The 18,602-nt window shown below is 55.7% G+C and carries 15 protein-coding genes and 5 pseudogenes; 19 read left to right on the forward strand and 1 reads right to left on the reverse strand.

The features are described 5' to 3' along the window. The 16 genes and pseudogenes from nadC to BMX99_RS18820 form a co-directional block, all read left to right on the forward strand. Window positions 1-779 (forward strand): carboxylating nicotinate-nucleotide diphosphorylase (nadC, locus tag BMX99_RS18760; RefSeq protein ID WP_093455090.1); only part of this gene is annotated, 779 nt, incomplete at its 5' end. A 238-nt stretch (window positions 780-1,017) separates the two neighbouring features. Further along, window positions 1,018-1,521 carry a thiamine pyrophosphate-binding protein gene (locus tag BMX99_RS19790; RefSeq protein ID WP_170848853.1) on the forward strand — a complete coding sequence of 168 codons (504 nt, stop codon included), beginning with the start codon at window positions 1,018-1,020 and terminating at the stop codon, window positions 1,519-1,521. Between the two features lie 89 nt (window positions 1,522-1,610). Next, window positions 1,611-1,811: a hypothetical protein gene (locus BMX99_RS19795; protein ID WP_008335562.1), complete on the forward strand. Its 201-nt coding sequence runs from the start codon at window positions 1,611-1,613 to the stop codon at window positions 1,809-1,811. Next, window positions 1,781-2,347: a hypothetical protein gene (locus BMX99_RS19935; RefSeq protein WP_234994837.1), complete on the forward strand. Its 567-nt coding sequence runs from the start codon at window positions 1,781-1,783 to the stop codon at window positions 2,345-2,347. The genes BMX99_RS19795 and BMX99_RS19935 overlap by 31 nt, the downstream gene beginning before the upstream one ends. After that, complete coding sequence (locus BMX99_RS19940) at window positions 2,319-2,819, forward strand: NAD(P)-dependent oxidoreductase (RefSeq protein WP_232237205.1); 501 nt, start codon at window positions 2,319-2,321, stop codon at window positions 2,817-2,819. Before BMX99_RS19935 ends, BMX99_RS19940 begins: the two co-directional genes overlap by 29 nt. A gap of 310 nt (window positions 2,820-3,129) precedes the next feature. Further along, window positions 3,130-3,657 carry a MarR family winged helix-turn-helix transcriptional regulator gene (locus tag BMX99_RS18770; protein WP_232237206.1) on the forward strand — a complete coding sequence of 176 codons (528 nt, stop codon included), beginning with the start codon at window positions 3,130-3,132 and terminating at the stop codon, window positions 3,655-3,657. Window positions 3,658-3,984: 327 nt separating this feature from the next. Beyond that, window positions 3,985-4,974, forward strand: coding sequence for a TAXI family TRAP transporter solute-binding subunit (locus BMX99_RS18775; RefSeq protein WP_008335546.1), 990 nt, complete (start codon window positions 3,985-3,987; stop codon window positions 4,972-4,974). 210 nt (window positions 4,975-5,184) lie between these two features. Beyond that, window positions 5,185-7,029, forward strand: a complete 1,845-nt coding sequence (locus tag BMX99_RS18780) for a TRAP transporter permease (RefSeq protein WP_008335545.1) — start codon at window positions 5,185-5,187, stop codon at window positions 7,027-7,029. 482 nt (window positions 7,030-7,511) lie between these two features. Further along, the gene (locus tag BMX99_RS18785; protein ID WP_008335543.1) at window positions 7,512-8,792 is read left to right on the forward strand and encodes a Rieske 2Fe-2S domain-containing protein; all 1,281 of its coding nucleotides are present in this window, start codon (window positions 7,512-7,514) and stop codon (window positions 8,790-8,792) included. 118 nt (window positions 8,793-8,910) lie between these two features. Next, a pseudogene (locus BMX99_RS18790) lies at window positions 8,911-10,095 on the forward strand (alpha-hydroxy acid oxidase). 101 nt (window positions 10,096-10,196) lie between these two features. Then, window positions 10,197-11,135 carry a PDR/VanB family oxidoreductase gene (locus BMX99_RS18795; RefSeq protein WP_027246169.1) on the forward strand — a complete coding sequence of 313 codons (939 nt, stop codon included), beginning with the start codon at window positions 10,197-10,199 and terminating at the stop codon, window positions 11,133-11,135. Beyond that, window positions 11,125-12,297, forward strand: a complete 1,173-nt coding sequence (locus tag BMX99_RS18800) for a Gfo/Idh/MocA family protein (RefSeq protein WP_027246168.1) — start codon at window positions 11,125-11,127, stop codon at window positions 12,295-12,297. The genes BMX99_RS18795 and BMX99_RS18800 overlap by 11 nt, the downstream gene beginning before the upstream one ends. Window positions 12,298-12,308: 11 nt before the next feature. Next, window positions 12,309-13,301, forward strand: a complete 993-nt coding sequence (locus BMX99_RS18805) for an ABC transporter substrate-binding protein (RefSeq protein ID WP_027246167.1) — start codon at window positions 12,309-12,311, stop codon at window positions 13,299-13,301. Between the two features lie 14 nt (window positions 13,302-13,315). Further along, complete coding sequence (locus BMX99_RS18810) at window positions 13,316-13,756, forward strand: hypothetical protein (protein ID WP_008335528.1); 441 nt, start codon at window positions 13,316-13,318, stop codon at window positions 13,754-13,756. A gap of 27 nt (window positions 13,757-13,783) precedes the next feature. After that, window positions 13,784-14,719, forward strand: a complete 936-nt coding sequence (locus BMX99_RS18815) for a DMT family transporter (RefSeq protein ID WP_027246166.1) — start codon at window positions 13,784-13,786, stop codon at window positions 14,717-14,719. Window positions 14,720-14,903: 184 nt separating this feature from the next. Continuing rightward, window positions 14,904-16,004 (forward strand): annotated as a pseudogene (locus BMX99_RS18820) (IS3 family transposase). 37 nt (window positions 16,005-16,041) lie between these two features. Here BMX99_RS18820 and BMX99_RS19565 read toward each other — a convergent pair. After that, window positions 16,042-16,143 (reverse strand): annotated as a pseudogene (locus BMX99_RS19565) (transposase); the annotation flags it as partial. Window positions 16,144-16,435: 292 nt separating this feature from the next. On the opposite strand from BMX99_RS19565, the gene BMX99_RS19945 reads away from it, so the two are divergent. The 3 genes and pseudogenes from BMX99_RS19945 to BMX99_RS18835 all read left to right on the forward strand — a co-directional run. Further along, entirely contained in the window at window positions 16,436-17,260 is an 825-nt protein-coding gene (locus BMX99_RS19945; protein ID WP_232237207.1) for a universal stress protein, read from the forward strand. A 265-nt stretch (window positions 17,261-17,525) separates the two neighbouring features. Next, window positions 17,526-17,683, forward strand: a pseudogene (locus BMX99_RS18830) (integrase core domain-containing protein); the annotation flags it as partial. Window positions 17,684-17,751: 68 nt separating this feature from the next. Beyond that, window positions 17,752-18,508 (forward strand): annotated as a pseudogene (locus BMX99_RS18835) (IS3 family transposase); the annotation flags it as partial. Between the last annotated feature and the right edge of the window lie 94 nt (window positions 18,509-18,602).

An 18,602-nucleotide genomic window follows, 5' to 3' on the forward strand; every position in this document is an offset into this window, starting at 1 on the left:
GTGCCGCAGGCGACGTGACAACCCGTTCCGTTCTGCCTGAAGGCACGCGCTACAAGGCGCAAATGCGTGCACGGCAGGACGCGGTTGTTTCTGGGATGCAGGTGGCCTCTCTCGCGTTTCGGCTGATTGATCCCAATCTTGTGGTCGAGACTGTCGTGGCGGATGGTACGGCCTGCAAAGCGGGCGATACGTTGATGCGTATAGAGGGATCGGCGGCGTCGATCCTTGCCGCAGAGCGTGTTGCCCTGAACTTTGCCGGACGGTTGTCTGGGACGGCAACCTTGACAGCGTCCTATGTTCAGGAGCTTGCGGGTACCAAGACACGTATCACCTGTACACGCAAAACCACACCGGGGCTGAAACTTGTCGAAAAGCTCGCCATTTTGCATGGCGGCGGCCACAATCATCGGTTTTCCCTGTCCGATGCGATCCTGATCAAGGACAACCATATCGCAGCGGCTGGTGGCATCAAACAGGTGCTGGAAGCCGTTCAACGAAATGTGGGTCACATGGTCGTGGTAGAGATCGAGATCGACGGTTTGCATCAGTTGGACGAGGTGCTTCAGACCGGGGGCGCAGATGTCATCATGTTCGACAATATGTCGACCGAAGACATGGCCGAAGCTGTAAAGCGCATTGACGGGCGGGCGAAGACCGAAGCCAGCGGGAATGTGACCCTTGGCCGTTTGCGCGAAATCGCATCGGCAAATGTGGATTATATTTCCTCCGGTGCTTTGACCCATTCGGCGGGAACCGTCGATTTCGGTTTGGATTTCTGATCCTCTGAGCCGCTCCAGACCGTCTGAAATGCAAAATGCCCGCCCTTTCGGCGGGCAATGGATACCTATTGCGTACGCCTTTCAAAATGGGGCGCTGTTGCATCAACACTTCATAAGGAAAGGTCAAGACACATGACAGACCACAGGCTGTATCAGGTTGAGCGCCCAGTATCGTCGGATAGTTTGGGGGTGTGGGGTAGCGATGTATTTGCGGATATATTGCGAGGTTTGGGGGTGAGTGAAGTATGTTGCACTGAACCCGGGGTCGAGCTTTCGGGGTTTGCACGACAGCCTTGTGAACCACCTTGGCAATGAAGATCCGCAGATGCTGTTGTGTCTGCACGAAGAGCATGCGGTTGCGATTGCGCATGGCTATGCGAAGGTGGCGGGGGAGCCATTGGCGGTGATCCTGCACAGCAACGTGGGTCTGATGCATGGTACGATGGCGATCTTCAACGTGTGCTGCGACCGTGTGCCGGTTCTGATTTATGGGGCGACGGGGCCGGTTGATGCGGCGCTGGAATCGATGTTGCGTGCGGATGTAATCGCGTGGAGCGAACCGAAAGGCCCGACCTATGTGAACTTCGACGTGTCGATCCAGGAAAAGCAGCACGAGAAGGCACCGGAGTTGCCAGATTTTGCGCGTTACCAGCCGTCGCCTCCGGCGGCACCCTCGGCCGAAGGAGTGGCGCGGGCGGCAGATCTGCCGAAGAACGCCAAGGCGCTGGGGCGAAGGTTCTGACGGATATCCGGAACGGGGCGTCCTTCCCGACGGATCACCCGCAGCATCGCGGCAAACCGGCCTTCTTCATTGACGATGCGGCGGGCGCGGTGCTGCGCGAGGCGGATGTGATCCTGAGCCTGGACTGGCTGGATGTCGCGGGCACGCTGAAACTGGCGGGCGATGTGAAGGCGCAGGTGATCCAGGCGTCGCTGGATTATCAGCTGCACAATGGCTGGGGGATGGAGCATCAAGCGCTGCCTGCGGTCCGGATGTTGCGATGCATGCGATTGCCGATGCTCTGGGTGTAGGGGCGGGCGAGATGCCCGGTGATTTACCGATCAAACCTGCGCTGAACGCCCCCGATGCAGAGGTTGAGCTTGATATCATGACGCAGGCCGGGGCGCTTGGCGAAGGTCTGGAAGGTGTCTGTGCCAGCTTTGTGTGTTTGCCGTTGGGCTGGGCGGGCGAGGCGTGGCACTTCCGTCACCCACTGGACTTCGAGGGTTCGGATCGTCTGCGGACCGAAGGCTGGGAGGTCGTTCGCGGCCCCCAGATCACCCTAGGTGTTCCGCTGCGGCTGACGGAGGAACAGCGGCAGGCGCTGCTGTCGGACGTTGCTATCATCGTGGTCAGTTCGCGGTCGGGGCTGAGCGACGCGGATCTGGACGCCTCGCCACGGCTGCGGGCGCTAGTACTTCCAACGATCGGGGTGGGTGCGGGAGATCTGGGAGGCCTGTGCCGCGCGCGGTCTGATCGTGACGAATGGTGTAACGCCCGAGAACTTTTTGGGGATGCCCGAAGCGATAGGGATGCTGATGCTGGTGCTGCTGTACCGGCTGCATGAATCCGAGCGCCTGCTGCGCGAGAATGCGGGCCGACCGCAACAGATATTTGCGCGGATGGTGCGAGGCCGGGCGATCGGATTGATCGATTCGGGGCGGATAGGACCGGGTGATCGAGCGACAGTTGGCGTTCGAGCCGGCACAGATCCGGCACAGATACTGGTGCACGATCCGTTCCTGATACCGGACACCGCACCTACGGGCGTGGGGCTGGTGAAACGCGCTGAGCTTCTGGCCATGTGTGATGTTGGTGAGCCTCCATGTGCCGTTGAACGCGCTGACACGAGGAATGATCTGCGAGGCCGAACTGCGCATGATGAAGCCGGATGCGGTGTTAATCAACACCTCGCGCGGGGTTTCATTGATGAGGATGCGCGGGTGCGGGTGATGACAGCAGGACACCTAGCCGGTGCTAGGCTAGGCGTGACGGAAACCGAACCGCTGCCCGCCCGCTGCGCGGCTTCGACCGGGTGATCCTCCCCCCGCATATCCCGGGACACACCATTGAGCTCTACACCGTCTTGCCCGACATCTTCGTCGAAAACGCAACACGCATCAAGCGCGCAGAAACCCCCAAATCGAAAAATATGGAGAGAAAAAATCGAAAAGTTGTAAGCAGGGTTTGCTGCAAGATTTACGTCGGTTTGCGCGCACCGCATGTCACTAGCTGTAAAAGTAGTGACATTGTTGAGGCTTGCATCTTCGTAAGATGACAGGGATAGTCTCGGACCTGTAGAAGCCCAGAACTGATTTTGGGCAATAGATGTTTGTGGTCTGAGCATACATGAACGAAAAATCTGATTCCGCGTTGAAAGACGACGGTTTGACCCAATATAACGAGCGCATTGCTCGCTTGGTACGTCTTGCGGCAAGAGGGTTTAACCGTGCGTTGCAGCTGCGGTTACAGACGCAAAATGTGACTTTCGGGCAGTGGATATTCCTTCGAATCCTTTGGCAGGAAGATGGTTTGTCGCAACGAGAGTTAAGCGAAAGAGCACATCTGACAGAGCCTACTGCGCATACTGCACTCAGCCGAATGGAAGAGCTTGGATATATTGAACGCCGCAATGTGGCTGGGAACCGTCGTCGTCAGCATGCTTTCCTCACGGAAAAAGGTTGGGAGTTGCGGGAGCTCCTGGAGCCTTTGGCACACGAAGTGAATAACGCCGCCATCAGAGGCCTGAGTGGTGCCGAAGAGAAAACATTGCGCAAGGCCCTTGCTGTAATGATTCGAAACCTCGAAGATGATGAGGAAAAAGCTGCTTTGAGCGGTGTCCGCGTCCCACCGACCAGAAGTAACCTTGGATCCTGAAGGTCTCTTTAGCTTCATCTGCGATAGCCGGGCCTTTTAGGCTCGGGTGATTCCGTTGGGCTACTTCCGCTGAGATGTATGGTTTTGGGGAAGCTCTGAGAGAGTTCGGAATAGTCTTGTGCTAGGCCTTGGGCGTGCTGCAACCTTATGTGAGTAGGGGTTTGGATGCTCTGCGAGAGCGTTCAAGCCATTCGCAGTTCTTAACCTAAATTTTTGGACGGTGTCTCGGTTTCGATCATGGTTGACGCAAAGTTCGGTTTTTAATAATGATCTATAAGATAGATATCTAAATTTAGAAATCTATGATAATATGACAGGGAGGAAACCATGAAAAAGCAAATCAAGGCTGCCGTTGCGGCGCTGAGCATCTCCGTTATCGGGACCGGCGTCATGGCGGACAGCGTCAACGTCACGTTGTCCGGGGGGAGTCCGTCAGGTCTTTGGTCGCTGCTGGGCGCAGGGATCGACCGGGCTGTGAAGGTTGACGATGCAAGCGGTGTCGTGACCTACCAGGCCACTGGTGGCGGTTTCGCAAATATCGGTCTGCTGGGTGCAAACCGGACCGATCTGGGTCTGGCCCATGATGCAGAAATCAAGCTGGCGCTAGCGGGTGATGAGCCGTTCAAGGCGCCCATCGAGAACCTTCAGGCAATCGGGTACATGTACAACTGGGCCCCGATGCATTTCTTCATCAAGAAGTCTCTTGCCGAAGAGTATAACATCGACAGCATCGACGACTTGGCGAAGTCGGGCGCTGCAATCCGTGTGGCGAACAACAACGCAGGTAACATCGTGGCCAATATTGCCACTTTCATGCTGGAAGAAGCAGGCTATGACGAAGGAACGATTGAAGCGAATGGCGGCGTTCTGGTGCGTGGCGGTTCGTCCCAGCAGGCAGACCTGATCAGCGATGGCCGTACGGATATGGTGATCAACGGTATCTTCGTTGGGCACTCGTCGTTCCGCAAGGTTGATGAAGGCAACGACGTTGTTCTGCTGAGCGTGCCTCAGGATATCATCGAAAAGACCAATGAGCGTTTTGGCACCGGGACCTACGTCATTCCCGCCGGAAACTATAAGAACCAGACTTCCGATGTTATCACGCTGGCACTTGGCGCGATGGTAATCACCTCTGATGCCTTGCCCGAAGAAACCGGTTACATGCTGGCCAAGAGCATTGCCTCGAACATTGATGAAATCCGCGGCGTTCATAACGCAATGAAACAGCTCTCAACTGAGTTGCTGGTTTCGCAGAGAACGCTGCCGTTCCACCCGGGCGCGAAGCGCGCCTACATGGAGCTGGGGCTTCTCAAGTAAGCCTTCGGAAAACAATGCCGGTGCGCTGACCAAAGCGCACCGGATTCGTTTGCAAGAGTGCCTCTGTCGTGCTCTGGCCGTGCTGATCACGGGCAGTAGGATGATTTTGCGCACTCAAAGCTGACCAAACCTCACAAACATGGAAATGGTGCCAGCATGAATTTCCCTTCTCTTACCGAAACTGGACGCCGTCGGAAGCTAGAGCCACCCATGCGGACCGTCGTCATGGTTCTGGCCGCGGCGTTCGCGGCATGGGTGATTCACTCTAATCTGTTCATTATCGCAGACCCGCTCATTCAGGGGATCCTGTTCGTATCCGGGATTTTCACGATTCTCTTCTTGGCGATTGGTGCAACCGCGAAAGCGCCAGATAGCATTCCATTTTATGACTGGATGTTGTCTGCGCTCAGCTTGGCCTGCGGGATTTACTTCTATGTAAGCTCTGGCGAGATTTCGGACCGTATCAGCCTGCTGGACCAGTTCACGACGGATCAGTTGTTCTTTGGGTCGTCACTGCTGTTCCTGACCATCGAAGCCACGCGCCGGACAACTGGCTTGGGGCTGACAGGCGTTGTGATGCTGTTCCTGATTTACAACCTTTTTGGCTATCTTCTGCCGCCGCCGTTCGGGCATCGCGTCAGCGAGTTCAGCTATCTGCTCGATATTCTGATCTTCACCACAGATGGGTTGTTCGGTGTCCCGCTTCAGGTTGTGGCAAGTTACGTCTTCCTGTTCGTGATGTTCGGGACTTTCCTTGCCAAGGCTGGGGGAGGGGACTTCTTTTTCAACCTGGCGGCTCTGGTCACCGGGGGCGCACGAGGCGGCCCTGCAAAGATCGCCATCATTTCGTCGGGTCTGTATGGAACCATGTCTGGTAGCCCAACCTCGGATGTTGTGGCCACGGGGTCCATCACGATCCCGGTGATGAAGCGCTTGGGCTATAAGGCCCGGTTTGCGGGTGCGGTTGAAGTTGCGGCGTCCACGGGGGGCAGTGCCATGCCGCCGATTATGGGTTCGGCTGCCTTCATCATGGCAGAGTATTCGGGTATCTCGTACAATGCGATCGTGCTTGCCGCGCTTATTCCTGCGTTGCTGTACTATATGGGCGTGTTTACCCAGGTGCACTTCCGCGCAGTGAAATACGATCTGCGGCCTTCTCAGGATGAAATCCCGACGACGAAGGAAACGTTCAGAACCGGCTGGGTTTTCTTGCTGCCCATTATCGGGATCATTGTGGCGCTGATACTTGGCTATTCGCCGACCTTCACCGCAGGTGTCGGTGTTCTGGTGACAATCCTTGCGTCGATGATCCTCAAGCAAACGCGGATGTCGTTGTGGGCAATGGTGGAAGGCCTTGGCACAACCACCCTGCAAATTTTGCCTGTCGCTGGGGCATGTGCTGCTGCTGGTCTGGTTATTGGTGGCCTGTCTATGACAGGATTGGGGATGAAATCGGCTAACGTGATCCTGACGGTCAGTAATGCGCAGCCGCTGTTGACGCTAGTGATTGCTGCTGTGGTGACCATTGTGCTGGGCTTGGGTATGCCGACTCCGAGTGCGTATATTCTGGCGGCTGTGCTTGTCGGCCCCGCTCTTTCCAAGCTGGGTTTCCCTCTGCTGCCGAGCCAGATGTTCCTGCTCTACTATGCAATCCTGTCTGCTCTGACGCCGCCAATCGCTGTGGCTGCAATCGCAGCGTCTGCGATTGCTGATGACGATCCATTCAAGATCGCATTCTCGGCTGTGCGGCTTGCAATTGTTGGCTTCCTTCTGCCGTTCGCTTTTGTCTGGAACCCCGGCATCGTTCTTGAGCTTGGTCCGTTGGCAAATACGCTTGCTGTTATTGGTGCCGTTGCTGGTGCTCTTGCAGTCTCGGCGTCAATGGAAGGCTTTATCAAAACCCAGCTCAGCTCGTTGGAGCGAGGTCTCCTGACGATTTTTGCAATTGGCGCGGTTAGCCCGTACTTCGCGGTCTCAATTGTGTGTACCTTGCTTATCATCGCTCTGGTTGGACGACAGGCCTTGTTGAAGGAAGAAGTCCCCGCAAGCGGGTAACGTCAGCCACGTGTAATGTGCTGAATGCGAATCCAAAGTGGCCGCCAGGTTTGGCGGCTACTTGCCGTTTTGACTGAGAGACGGAAAAGTTTCAGGCCGCGTCTTTGGTTCCAATCGCGGTCTGTTCGGATGACTGTCTGCGGGCTTTTTTGCCCAAGAGGTTATTGATCAAAATACACTTCGGTGATTCTGATCGATGCAGGGAGCTGCGCAAGCGGGGTGTACGAATCCCGAGGCCATAGAACAACCAGAGAGGAACCGGCAGAGCAGATCTGTATGAACACAAGGCCCGATCATGCGCGGAATAATACCAATTGCTCGCAAACCCATAAGTAGTTTTATTTACGTGGGTTTTTCTTACTTGTGAGGTGAAGGGAATATCGCTCTGACCATTGACAGACTAAACTTAGAGAGCTAAGAATAATGGCGTTTCCCAATAAAATTTCGCAAATTCTGATGCGGCGACCTGTGGAGGAGATTCAATGCTTACACCTGAAGAAAATGAACTGCTGACGCGCGTGACCGGTGATGCACCGATGGCACGTCTTATGCGTCAGCACTGGACCCCTGTATGCCTGATTGAAGAAGTGGAAGAGCCCGACGGCAAGCCGCTTCGTGTTGAGGTGCTCGGGGAAAGCTATGTAGCGTTCCGCGACACCAAAGGGCGTCTTGGCCTGCTTGATGAACTTTGCCCGCACCGCAAGGCATCGCTGGTCTATGGCCGGAACGAAGAATGCGGGCTGCGGTGTCTGTATCACGGGTGGAAAATGGATGTTGATGGCAATGTCGTTGCCATGTCTTCCGAACCCGAAGGTAGCCCCCTTATGGATAAGGTGAAGCATCGCTCTTATCCTGTGAAAGAATGGGGTGGTTTCGTTTGGGCCTGGCTGGGTGACAAAGAAGATATGCCTGAATTCCAGCCGCCGGCGTTTGCCCCGCGCGAGGATTCGGCGATCGCTATCCTTAAAATCCGCATTCCCGCAAACTGGGCGCAGATCCACGAAGGTCAGATCGACAGTGCCCACTCGTCCTCGCTGCACTCGTCGGACATGGTTCCGGCCCGCGTGGAAGGTGCTGCTGCCGATGAAAAATCCTGGTACCGTCCCTCGACGGACAAGTCTCCGCGTATGCAGACAGAGACAACCAGCTACGGGTTCCACTATGCTGCAATCCGTACGCCGATCAAAAACGCGGCGACCCATAACTATATCCGTGTGACCGAATTTGTTGCGCCCTACTATTCGTTGATCCCACCGAACAACAACTATCGTGTGGCGGCCGTTATCGTGCCGATCAATGATGAAGAGACCGCGTTCCACTTCATCGCTTGGGATGGCCCGAATGTGCCGTCGACCGAAGAATGGCGCAAGTTTACCCATGCTGTTCCAGGAGTGGATGTTGACGACAAGTGGCGCTGCCTGCGGACTGTCGAGAACGACTTCTTGCAAGACCGTGATGCCATGAAAGAAGGTAACTTCACTGGGATCAAAGGTATTCCGAACCAAGATATCGCCATGTGGGTGTCGATGGGCGCGCGCGTTCAGCGCCATACCGATGTGCTTGGTGCTTCGGACCTGGCTATCGTCGAGTTCCGTCGCTTGATGGCGGATGCCGCCAAGAAAGTGGCAGAGGGTGGCAAAGCAATCGGCACCGATTATGAAATCCCGCAAAGCATGATCAACTCTCATGAAGGCGTTTATCCGAAAGATGTGGATTGGCGCACCTTGCTGAATACTTCGGGCAAAACAGCCGCAGCTGAATAACCGGTCCGACGTTTGCAAACAGATCCGCCCGGGGCCGCATAGACCTTGGGCGGATTTTGATTCTGGCCCTGAGCATGGTTGGTGGCCATGTTGAAATTGGCAGGAGGCAGGAGGCCGGATGCGGCAAGAAGTAAACATCGAAGATTTTCGCACCCGAGCCAGGCGGAGTTTGCCCCGTGTGGTATTTGATTTTCTGGATGGTGGTGCCGAGAGCGAAATCACGCTGCACAGGAACCGTAGCGCATTTGATGATATCCGACTCAAGCCACGTATTCTCAAGGGTGGGGATGTCGATCTCTCTGTCACGCTGTTCGGTCAGAAGTATGCGGCGCCTTTCCAAATCGGACCAACCGGCCTGAACGGGCTTTATTGGCCAGAAGGGGACTTGCACCTTGCAGCCGCAGCAAAGCAGGCCGGGGTCGCATTTACGGTTTCGACAGCGTCAAACACGACTATGGAAGAAATCGCGTAGAAAAATAATTGGCCACTTTGGTTTCAGCTGTACCCATGGGGCAAAGAAGCATTTTCCAATGCATTGATCGAACGGGCGTCGGCTGCGGGCTACAGTGTTCTTGTAATCACTGTCGACTCGTTGGTGGGTGGCAAAAGAGAGAGGGATTTGCGGCATGGTTTCGCGCATGAAATCCGCATGAGCCCCTCTGTCGTATTGGACGGATTGTTGCATCCGAGATGGTTCAAATCCGTATGGCTGAGCCAACATAGGCCGCGACTGCAAAATCTGGCGGCCTTTTAGGGGGATGATGTCAGCGACAAGGCGCTTGCCGAATTTACGCGGGCGCAACGAAACCCGAATTTTTCCTGGGACGATGTAAGGCGTCTTCGGAAGCTGTGGCAGGAGCCACTTGTGATTAAGGGGATCATGTGTGCTGAGGATGCAATGGCCGCACAACGCGAAGGCGCTGATGGGGTGGTTGTTTCCAACCACGGTGGCAGGCAGCTTGATGGAGCTCCGGCGACGATTGAAATTCTTTCAGAGATTGTGTCCGTCTTGGACCAACATATGACAGTTTTGCTTGATGGTGGTGTTCGGCGCGGCAGTGATATCGTCAAGGCGCTTGCGTTGGGGGCGGACGCTGTGCTGCTGGGCAGGGCACCTCTTTACGGCCTGGCGGCGCGGGGGCGTGCGGGGGTTTCCAGCGCGCTTTCGATTCTCGAAGACGAGATGCGCAGGACCATGATTTTTACGGGATGTCATGGCGTTTCGGACCTGTCTGAAGCAGGGGTTGTCATGTCGGCCAAGGATATTGGCGGACGAGAAGACCGTTTAGGGCCAAATATGTGATTTCTAGACACAATTAGCGCGTGGCTGGGCGGTGCGTCCAGTTGACATCTTGAACTTAGCTATCTAATTATATTTCGGAAGCGAACGGACGGGAGGACCCCATGGAGCAGATCAAAATGCGCGTCGAAAAACGGCGCGATCTGACACCTACTATTGCAGAATTCACTTTGGCTCCGGTTGGCGGCGAGTCCCTGCCAGAGTTCAACCCAGGTGCACATATCACGATCGAGACACCATCGGGTGCTATGCGCCGATACTCTCTGGTAAATGATGGGAGCGACCCAAAAGAATATGTGGTCGCCATCAAGCGAGAGCCGCAGTCGCGCGGGGGGTCTGCCTCCATGCATGAGCAAGCTGTTGTCGGGACAGAGTTGAATATCGAGCACCCGGAAAACGATTTCCCGCTGACGGATGTGCAGAAATACCTCTTGATTGCCGGCGGTATCGGTATCACGCCAATCTATTCGATGGCGCGTTATCTGGATAAGAAAGGTAAGATGCTTCGGATCATTTACGTAAGCCGGAGCGCGGAAGAATCGGCCTATCTTGATGAGCTGATGAAAGATTTCGAAGGCCGGATCATCGTGCACCACGATGACGGCGATCCGAACGCTGTCTATGATTTCTGGGACGATCTGGTGACGCCGCGCGCGACCCATGTCTTCTGCTGCGGACCCAAACCGCTGATGGAAGAAATCAAAGCTTTCTCGGGTCACTGGCCCGAAGGCCGTGTCCACTTCGAGGATTTCAAGCCTGTTGATGTGGTTCGTCAGGATGACGTTGCTTTCGAAGTCGAGCTGAAGAAAAGCGGCCAAACGGTTACTGTTCCTGAGGATCGTTCTATCCTCGAAGCACTGCGTGATGCTGGCTTCGCAACAAGCAGTTCTTGCGAAAGTGGCACGTGCGGTACTTGTAAAACCCGCCTACTGGAAGGCGAGGCAGATCATCGTGATATGGTGCTGATGGAAGAAGAAAAAGGCAGCCAGATCATGATTTGCGTTTCGCGCGCCAAATCCGGGAGGCTGGTTCTTGACCTCTGATCCCGTTCGTCTTGGCGTGGCGGGGCTTGGGCGTGCTTTCATGCTCATGGTGCCTTCGTTTGATGCCGACACCCGTGTGAAGCTGACGGCTGCCGCCGCCCCAAGGGAGGAAAGCCGCGACGCATTCGAAAAAGAGTACGGTGGCACAGGGTATGCCACCGTCGAGGAATTGTGCGCAGACCCTGACGTTGAGGCCATTTACATTGCGACGCCGCACCAGATGCATGTGGATCATGTGTTAGCTGCGGCGCGCGCGGGCAAACATATCCTTGTCGAAAAGCCGTTGGCCGTTTCGATGGAGGATGCCGAAGTAATGGTGTCCGCAGCCAAGGAGGCTGGGGTGCATTTGATAGTTGGGCCGAGTCACAGTTTCGACCCGCCGGTTGAATTGGCCACGCAACTTATTTCCAGCGGAAAGTTCGGTCAGTTGCGCATGATCCAGGCCTTTAACTATACGGACTTCCTCTATCGTCCGCGTCGCCCGGAAGAGCTGCGAACCGAAGAGGGTGGGGGCGTGCTGTTCAGTCAGGCGATCCACCAGATTGATGTGGTTCGCAGGCTTGCCGGCGGCATGGCCGAAAAAATTTATGCCATGACGGGCGCATGGGATCCCAAGCGCCCGACCGAGGGCGCATTCACTGCACTGATGAATTTTGCCGGGGGGTGTGTCGCGAACATGACGTACTCGGGCTATGCGCATTTCGACAGTGATATCTGGATGAACAATGTCGGAGAGCTTGGACAGCGTAAATCAGAAGGGGCTTACGGTGGAGCAAGGCGTGCTTTGCTGGATCTCAACCCTGATGACGAGGTCCGGCTGAAAACTACACGAACATTCGGCAGCGGCACGACGATTGAGGCTGAACATAACGAACATTTCGGTCCGGTGATCGCGCTTTGTGACCGTGCCGATCTGCGACTGACCCCGGATGGGATAGAAGTGTTCGGTGACACCGAACGCGGCTTTATCGAAGCCAAATTCGGACCGGCACCACGCAGAACCGTTCTGGATGCGCTGGTGGATGCCGTGCGTCATAACAAGGCCCCCGACCAAACAGGGGAATGGGGGCTGGCAAGCCTGGAGGTTTGCCACGCGATCTTGCAATCCGCAGAGACCGGACAAGCGGTCGATCTTCAGCGGCAATGTAAAACAAATCACTAGGAGCCGACAGGATGAGCAATCTCAAACTTTCCCTTGCAATGGGTAACTATGACCGCACACGGGCAATCGTGGATGGGCGTGTTCAGATCGACGGAGTAGACCCGGTTCCGATGCTGTTGTCGCCGGAAGAAATGTTCTTTCGCGCGTTCCGCCACGAGGCTTTCGATATCAGCGAGATCTCGCTGTCGTCCTATTCGATTTCGGTTGCCCGAGGGAATCCGCATTATGTGGCAATCCCGGTCTTCCTGAGCCGTGCGTTCCGTCACACCTCTGTCTATATCCGCACGGACAAAGGGATTAACAAACCAGAAGACCTGAAGGGCAAACGTATCGGTATCGCCGAATATCAGCTTTCAGCTAACGTTTGGGTGCGTGGTATCCTGGAAGAGGAATATGGCGTTAAGCCCTCGGATATCATCTGGGTGCGCGGCGGCATGGACACACCCGGCCGGCCTGAAAAAATCAAGGTTCAGTTGCCCGATGACATTCGTATGGAGGAAGCCCCAGAAGGTAGCACGCTGAACAGCATGCTTGAAGCGGGTGAAATTGATGGCTTTATCGGGCCGCGCTGGCCGCGTTGCTTTGCTGAACGTCATCCGCATGTTGGGCGACTGTTCGCAGACAGCATTACAGCGGCGGAATATTACTTCGAGAAAACCAAAATCTTCCCGATCATGCACGTACTGGGCGTACGCCGGAGCCTGGCAGAAGAATACCCGTTCTTGCCCGCGGCATTGCTCAAGGCATTTACGCAGTCAAAACGGTTGGCCGAAGAGGCCCTTTCGGACACATCTGCCACCAAGGTGACGATGCCCTTCGTGGAGGACAATCTCAACCGTGTCCACGCGCTGATGGGGGATGACCCTTGGAGCTATGGCGTCAGTGGAAATGCGCATGTGCTCAACAAGTTTTTGGACTACCACGTAAGCCAGGGCTTGTCGCCGCGCCGTGTGGAGATCGAAGAGCTGTTCCATCCGTCGACCCTGGAAGCCTATAGCCTGTAAGAGGAATGCCGAGAATGGAAGATTATCAACCTGGCGACATTGTTGAGATCGAAACATCTGCTGGTTTGGCTTATGTGCAGCTTACGCATACGCATCCCAGCTATCCCCCGGTCGTGAAGTTCTTGAAAGGCCCATTCCAGAAACGGCCCGAAGCTGTAACCGTTCTGGCACGCGAGGCCTCGCCCATCGCGATGGTGCCTTTGAGTGGTGTTCTGAAAAAGCTCGGGCTGAAACACGCCCGGGTGGGTACGGTTGAAATTCCCCGTGCTGAAAGGGAGTTCCCAATTTTCAGAATGCCCATTCGGGATAAGAAGGGCGAGATCATTTACTGGTGGTTCTGGGATGGCAAGGGGCTGACATACACGACAGAGCTTATGCAGCAGCAGGAAAAGCTGCCCATGCGTGAAATCATGTCGGCAGAACGCTTCCTGGATCAGCTTGTCGCGGATGAATAGCGCCGCTCTTGTTGCCCGATTAGACCAATGACTGCTGGCTTTGGTGGTCTGATGGCCGCGTTTGGTGCGTTTTGTTATGCGCTTAGCTCGGTCGCAATTGCCAAAAGCTCTCAATCCGCCCAAGGGCGCGGGAATGATGTTCTGCTGTCAGTGTTGATGACAGGTTTCGTTTCCGGTGCCCTTTGGCTGGTTTGGGGGCCAGAGCTGCCTTCTGTTAGCCAGCCCGTACTGATCGGGGTGGCCTATTTTGTGCTGGCGGGTGTTCTGGGGAATGTGGTTGGCCGCCTGACGTTGTTTCGGTCGGTGGAGCTGGCTGGCGCGATCGAGACAGGCTTCATCCGGCGTCTGATTCCTGTTTTTGCAGCGATTTTCGCATTTCTCCTGCTTGGAGAGGTGATTACGACTTCTATTGTGATTGCGTTTATTCTGGTGACAGGTGGCGTGTTGATCATGATGACTCGCAAGTCCGCCAAGGCGGTATCGACCCTGGTCTCTACGGAACCTTCGCCACAGGACAGGACCAAGGGTCGGGTTTTGGCGCTTGGCTCTGCTGCGGGTTATGGTGGCTCCTTCGTAGCGCGCAAACTCGCGATGCAGACCTTGCCTGATCCGCTGGCCGGGGTGTTCATTGGTGCGTTGACGGGATTGGTATGGTTCGTTGGGTGGGGGCTTTTTCGATTGCGTGGCCGGGTAGGGCTTTCATGGAGGTTGCATAAGCCAAGCGGGTGGCAATTGCTGGCTGGTGGTGCGATGACAATCGGACAAGTCGCACTGTTTTTCTCGTTGATGTTCACCAGTGTGACCGTCGTTGCCATCATGTCATCTATCGAGATGTTCTTTGCAGCCTGGCTTGCTGGGCATATCTTCAAAACCGAAAGACGGCCTGGCCCCAGGTTCTACATTGCGGCTGCTCTGGCTGCGACGGGGGTCATCATCCTTGCGATTGCTCCGACGCTTGAGTGAACGCCGAGGGACGGTCAGCTATGTGAAAGGTTGCTGATCAGCTTGTCCATCGCCGCAAAGAAGACGGTAAGTTCGTCTTCGTCAAATCCCTGGGATGCTTGATTTGTTGCAAGGCGGGCCGCCTGCATTGATCCTCGCACACTGAAGTGGTCCGCCGTTATGTTTAGGAAAATGGAGGATCAGAATGGCTACGAAGAGACACAAGCCGGAAGAGAATGTCACGAAGCTGCGGCAGGTTGAAGTGCTTGTCGGGCAAGGCATGTCCCGGGTGGATGCGATCCGCAAGGTTCGCATTACAGAGCAGACTTATTATCGCTGGCGCAAGCAGTACGGGGGTATGGGAACCGACCGGCTCAGGGAACTGAAGCGCCTCCAGAAAGAGAACGAACGGTTGAGAAAACCCGTCTCGGATCTGACGTTGGACAAGCTGATCCTGGCGGAGGCGCCAAAGGAAAACTTCTGAGCCCCGCTCGCTGCCGTGCCTGCATCGATCACGTCCGCACCCGGTTCCATCTGTCAGAGAGACGCGCCTGCCGTGTCCTGGGGCAGCACCGATCCACACAGAGGAAAGTGCCGCATGGCCGTGCCGATGAGGAGCGTCTGGTCGCGGACATGATCGAACTGGCGCGGCAGTATGGCCGCTACGGCTATCGTCGGATCGCCGCTTTTCTGAGACATGCGGGCTGGGAGGCGAACGACAAGCGGGTCGAGCGCGTATGGCGGCGAGAGGGGCTGTAGGTGCCAATGAAGCAACCGAAGAAGGGACGGCTCTGGCTGAATGACGGATCCCGTGTCCGGCTGCGCCCTGAGTATCGCAACCACGTCTGGAGCTATGACTTTGTCCACTGCCGGACGCTCAACATCCTGGACGAGCATAGCCGGGAATGCCTAGCGATCAAGGTGAAGCGCAAGCTGAACTCGGATGACGTGATCGATGCCTTGAGCGACCTGTTCATCATGCGGGGTGTGCCGTCTTACATCCGGTCTGACAACGGCCCGGGGTTCGTGGCTCAGGCCGTTCAGGATTGGATCAGGGCCGCCGACGCCAAGACTGCCTACATCGCGCCCGGGTCACCTTGGGAGAACGGCTACTGCGAAAGCTTCAATGCCAGGTTCCGCGATGAACTGCTCACGGGAGAAGTCTTCTACGGCTTTCGGGAAGCGGAAATCCTGATCGAGCAATGGAGGAAACACTACAATACCAAACGACCACATAGTGCCTTGATATCGCCCACCCGCCCCGGAAACCATCGCTCTGATGGACCCGAGACCGGTCATGCACTAACAATCAAACCGGACCACGCAGGTGGGGCTGATCATGAACTGATCCCATGCTCTCGGCACACAACCGCCTTCGAAATGTCGCTCTCCTGCTTCTTCAGGATCGCGATGATCTGTTCTTCGTTGAACCGTGATCGCTTCATTCTTCCGTCTCCTTCGTTGGGACGGATTCTACCTCAAAACGGAGGAGGAAACGGGTCTCAGGTCAGACATTCCGTTCCTCGACGAGATTGAAGCGAACAAGAAAGGGTGATCAAGCATCCTGCACTCCTCATGAAGCGGAATGTAGGGCTTGTATCACCAGGGGACTGGGCAGCTTGCTTGCCCAGTCTTTTCTTTGTCGGGATGCAGGGCGTGTACTGTTCCTCATAAAATCATAGACTTCTAAGATTGTGATTGCTAGTTTGCCTATGAAGTTCGAATTGTGAGGATAAAATGAGCATCAAGAACATCCTTATTGCACATTCCGGTAGCGCAGGCTTCCCAAGCAGCGTTAAGCACGCGGCAAAAATCGCCGCAAAGCACGATGCATGGCTGACTTGTGTCTATGGGAACGCATCCTCGTATTTCGAGCATGTTCTTGGTTTGACAGAAGATCTTCTCGACAAGCTTGGCAGTGCAAGAAACGAGAAAATTGCAGCAGCACGTGATCTGTTCCAACAGGCGGCTGCCGAGGCAGGCCTTGCAGAGCGGTCCCGCTTTATTATGCCGAATGAGATTGGCAAAATGAACTTGCCAGAGCTGGCGCGAAATTTCGATTTTGTCGTTACCGGCTATCATTCCAACCTACCAACAGATGAGTTTCGGGTCGTCAGCCCGGATATGATCTCATTGCAGAGCGGCCGACCCGTTCTTGTGGTTCCGAATGGATATTCTACGGATCAGCTTGCATCGCATGCACTTGTCGCATGGGACGGAAAGCGTTCTGCGGCCCGGGCGCTCAACGATGCAATGACGATCCTCGAGGAAAAGCCGCGTCGGGTGACAATACTAAGTGTTGGGTCTAGCTTTCCGAAAATGCCGGAGGGGGCGGATATCTTGACGCATCTGAAGCGTCATAATGTCGACGCAGAGCATGTTATCCGTCCAAAAAGCAAGGGCGGTATCGCCGAGGTTATTCAAGAGACGGCCAGAGAACTGGACGCAAAGTTAATCGTGATGGGGGCGTACGAACATAGCAAGTTCTCTCAAGACCTTTTTGGTGGTGTCACGCATGAGGCAACGAGGACCAGTAAAGTTCCGGTTTTTATGTCTCACTAGTACCCTGGCGAGGTATGTTGAGGATTGGTGTCGCTTCCTGCCGGGAATAGTTGTCAAAACTTCGTGGCGGGGCATGGCAATATCAATCACCGCCAAAACGGGCTCGGCCTGTGCAATACTGTTACCGGCCATGGTCGGTCTGCCTTGCGGTGTAGTTTGTGCAAAACCACTGTAGGGACCTGAAACCCGGCTATGATCGCCTACTGCGCAATCTGTGGGCTCCGCAGGCAATCATAGCCTTCAATCAGCGCTATTCCGAAGGTGTAACGGAACGGAGTTCACCAGCCGGGCCATCCTGAGATGGGCCGACCACAATGCCATTCCCTGCACTACATTGACCCCGGCAAGCCACGACAGAATGCGTTCATCAAGTCATTCAACGGCAGCCTGCGTGACGAACTTCTGAATGAGGAGATATTCGACATGACCTGCCCCCCGCGAAATCCCTCACCGTGATGTAGAGTCTGCGCCAACTCTGAAGGAGCAGACACATGCGAAAGAGCCGTTTCACCGAGGCGCAAATCATTGGGATGATCAAAGAGCAGGAGGCCGGAATGCCGACGGTCGAGGTATGCCGCAGGCATGGCCTGAGCACCGCTACGTTCTACAAACTGAAGGCCAAGTATGGCGGGATGGAAGTGTCCGAGGCTGCAAGGCTGAAAGCGCTTGAGGATGAGAACGCCAAGCTCAAACGCCTGCTGGCGGACACCATGCTGGATAATGTCGTGTTGAAAGATCTTTTGGGAAAGAACTGACGACATTGATCAAGCGGTGAGAGGCAGCGCTCCGGGTGATGCGGGATCATGAGATCTCGCAGCGCCGGGCGTGTCGGCTGGTCGGTGTCGATCCCAAAACAGTTCGGCGTGAACGCCCGCCGGACTATGCCGAGATACGCAAGGAGATGCAGGAGATCGCCGGTAAGCGGCGCAGGTTCGGTTACCGCCGGATCGGCTTGCTGCTGGAGCGCAAGGGCATGACCATGAACCACAAGAGCTGTATCGCATCTACCGCGAGGAAGGGCTGTCCGTGAAAAGGCGGCGCGGTCGCAAGCGCGCACGTGGGACGAGGACGCCGATGCCGATCGCGGGACAACCCAATGCGCGGTGGTCCCTGGACTTCGTGTCCGACAGCTTCGGCACCTCGCGGAAGTTCCGGATTCTGGCGGTGATCGACGACTGCACGCGCGAGTGTTTGTGCCATGTAGCAGACACGAGCCTGTCCGGCGCACGGGGCGCCCGGGAGCTCAGCTGTCACTGTACCCTAATTAATCAGATTCTGCGGATTGGAAGCGTTTTCGGCAGATTCTGTACCCTTAATTGCAATATATCCACAGGGCGCTGCG

Origin of the sequence: Pseudooceanicola nitratireducens, from assembly GCF_900109195.1 — a bacterium.
Taxonomy (GTDB): domain Bacteria; phylum Pseudomonadota; class Alphaproteobacteria; order Rhodobacterales; family Rhodobacteraceae; genus Pseudooceanicola; species Pseudooceanicola nitratireducens.

Coding starts and splice junctions, on each gene's coding strand:
- BMX99_RS19935 (WP_234994837.1), top strand. CDS start 1,781: ATGCATGCGATTGCCGATGCTCTGGGTGTAGGGGCGGGCGAGATGCCC.
- BMX99_RS19940 (WP_232237205.1), top strand. CDS start 2,319: ATGCTGGTGCTGCTGTACCGGCTGCATGAATCCGAGCGCCTGCTGCGC.
- BMX99_RS18770 (WP_232237206.1), top strand. CDS start 3,130: ATGAACGAAAAATCTGATTCCGCGTTGAAAGACGACGGTTTGACCCAA.
- BMX99_RS18775 (WP_008335546.1), top strand. CDS start 3,985: ATGAAAAAGCAAATCAAGGCTGCCGTTGCGGCGCTGAGCATCTCCGTT.
- BMX99_RS18780 (WP_008335545.1), top strand. CDS start 5,185: ATGCGGACCGTCGTCATGGTTCTGGCCGCGGCGTTCGCGGCATGGGTG.
- BMX99_RS18785 (WP_008335543.1), top strand. CDS start 7,512: ATGCTTACACCTGAAGAAAATGAACTGCTGACGCGCGTGACCGGTGAT.
- BMX99_RS18795 (WP_027246169.1), top strand. CDS start 10,197: ATGGAGCAGATCAAAATGCGCGTCGAAAAACGGCGCGATCTGACACCT.
- BMX99_RS18805 (WP_027246167.1), top strand. CDS start 12,309: ATGAGCAATCTCAAACTTTCCCTTGCAATGGGTAACTATGACCGCACA.
- BMX99_RS18810 (WP_008335528.1), top strand. CDS start 13,316: ATGGAAGATTATCAACCTGGCGACATTGTTGAGATCGAAACATCTGCT.
- BMX99_RS18815 (WP_027246166.1), top strand. CDS start 13,784: ATGACTGCTGGCTTTGGTGGTCTGATGGCCGCGTTTGGTGCGTTTTGT.
- BMX99_RS19945 (WP_232237207.1), top strand. CDS start 16,436: ATGAGCATCAAGAACATCCTTATTGCACATTCCGGTAGCGCAGGCTTC.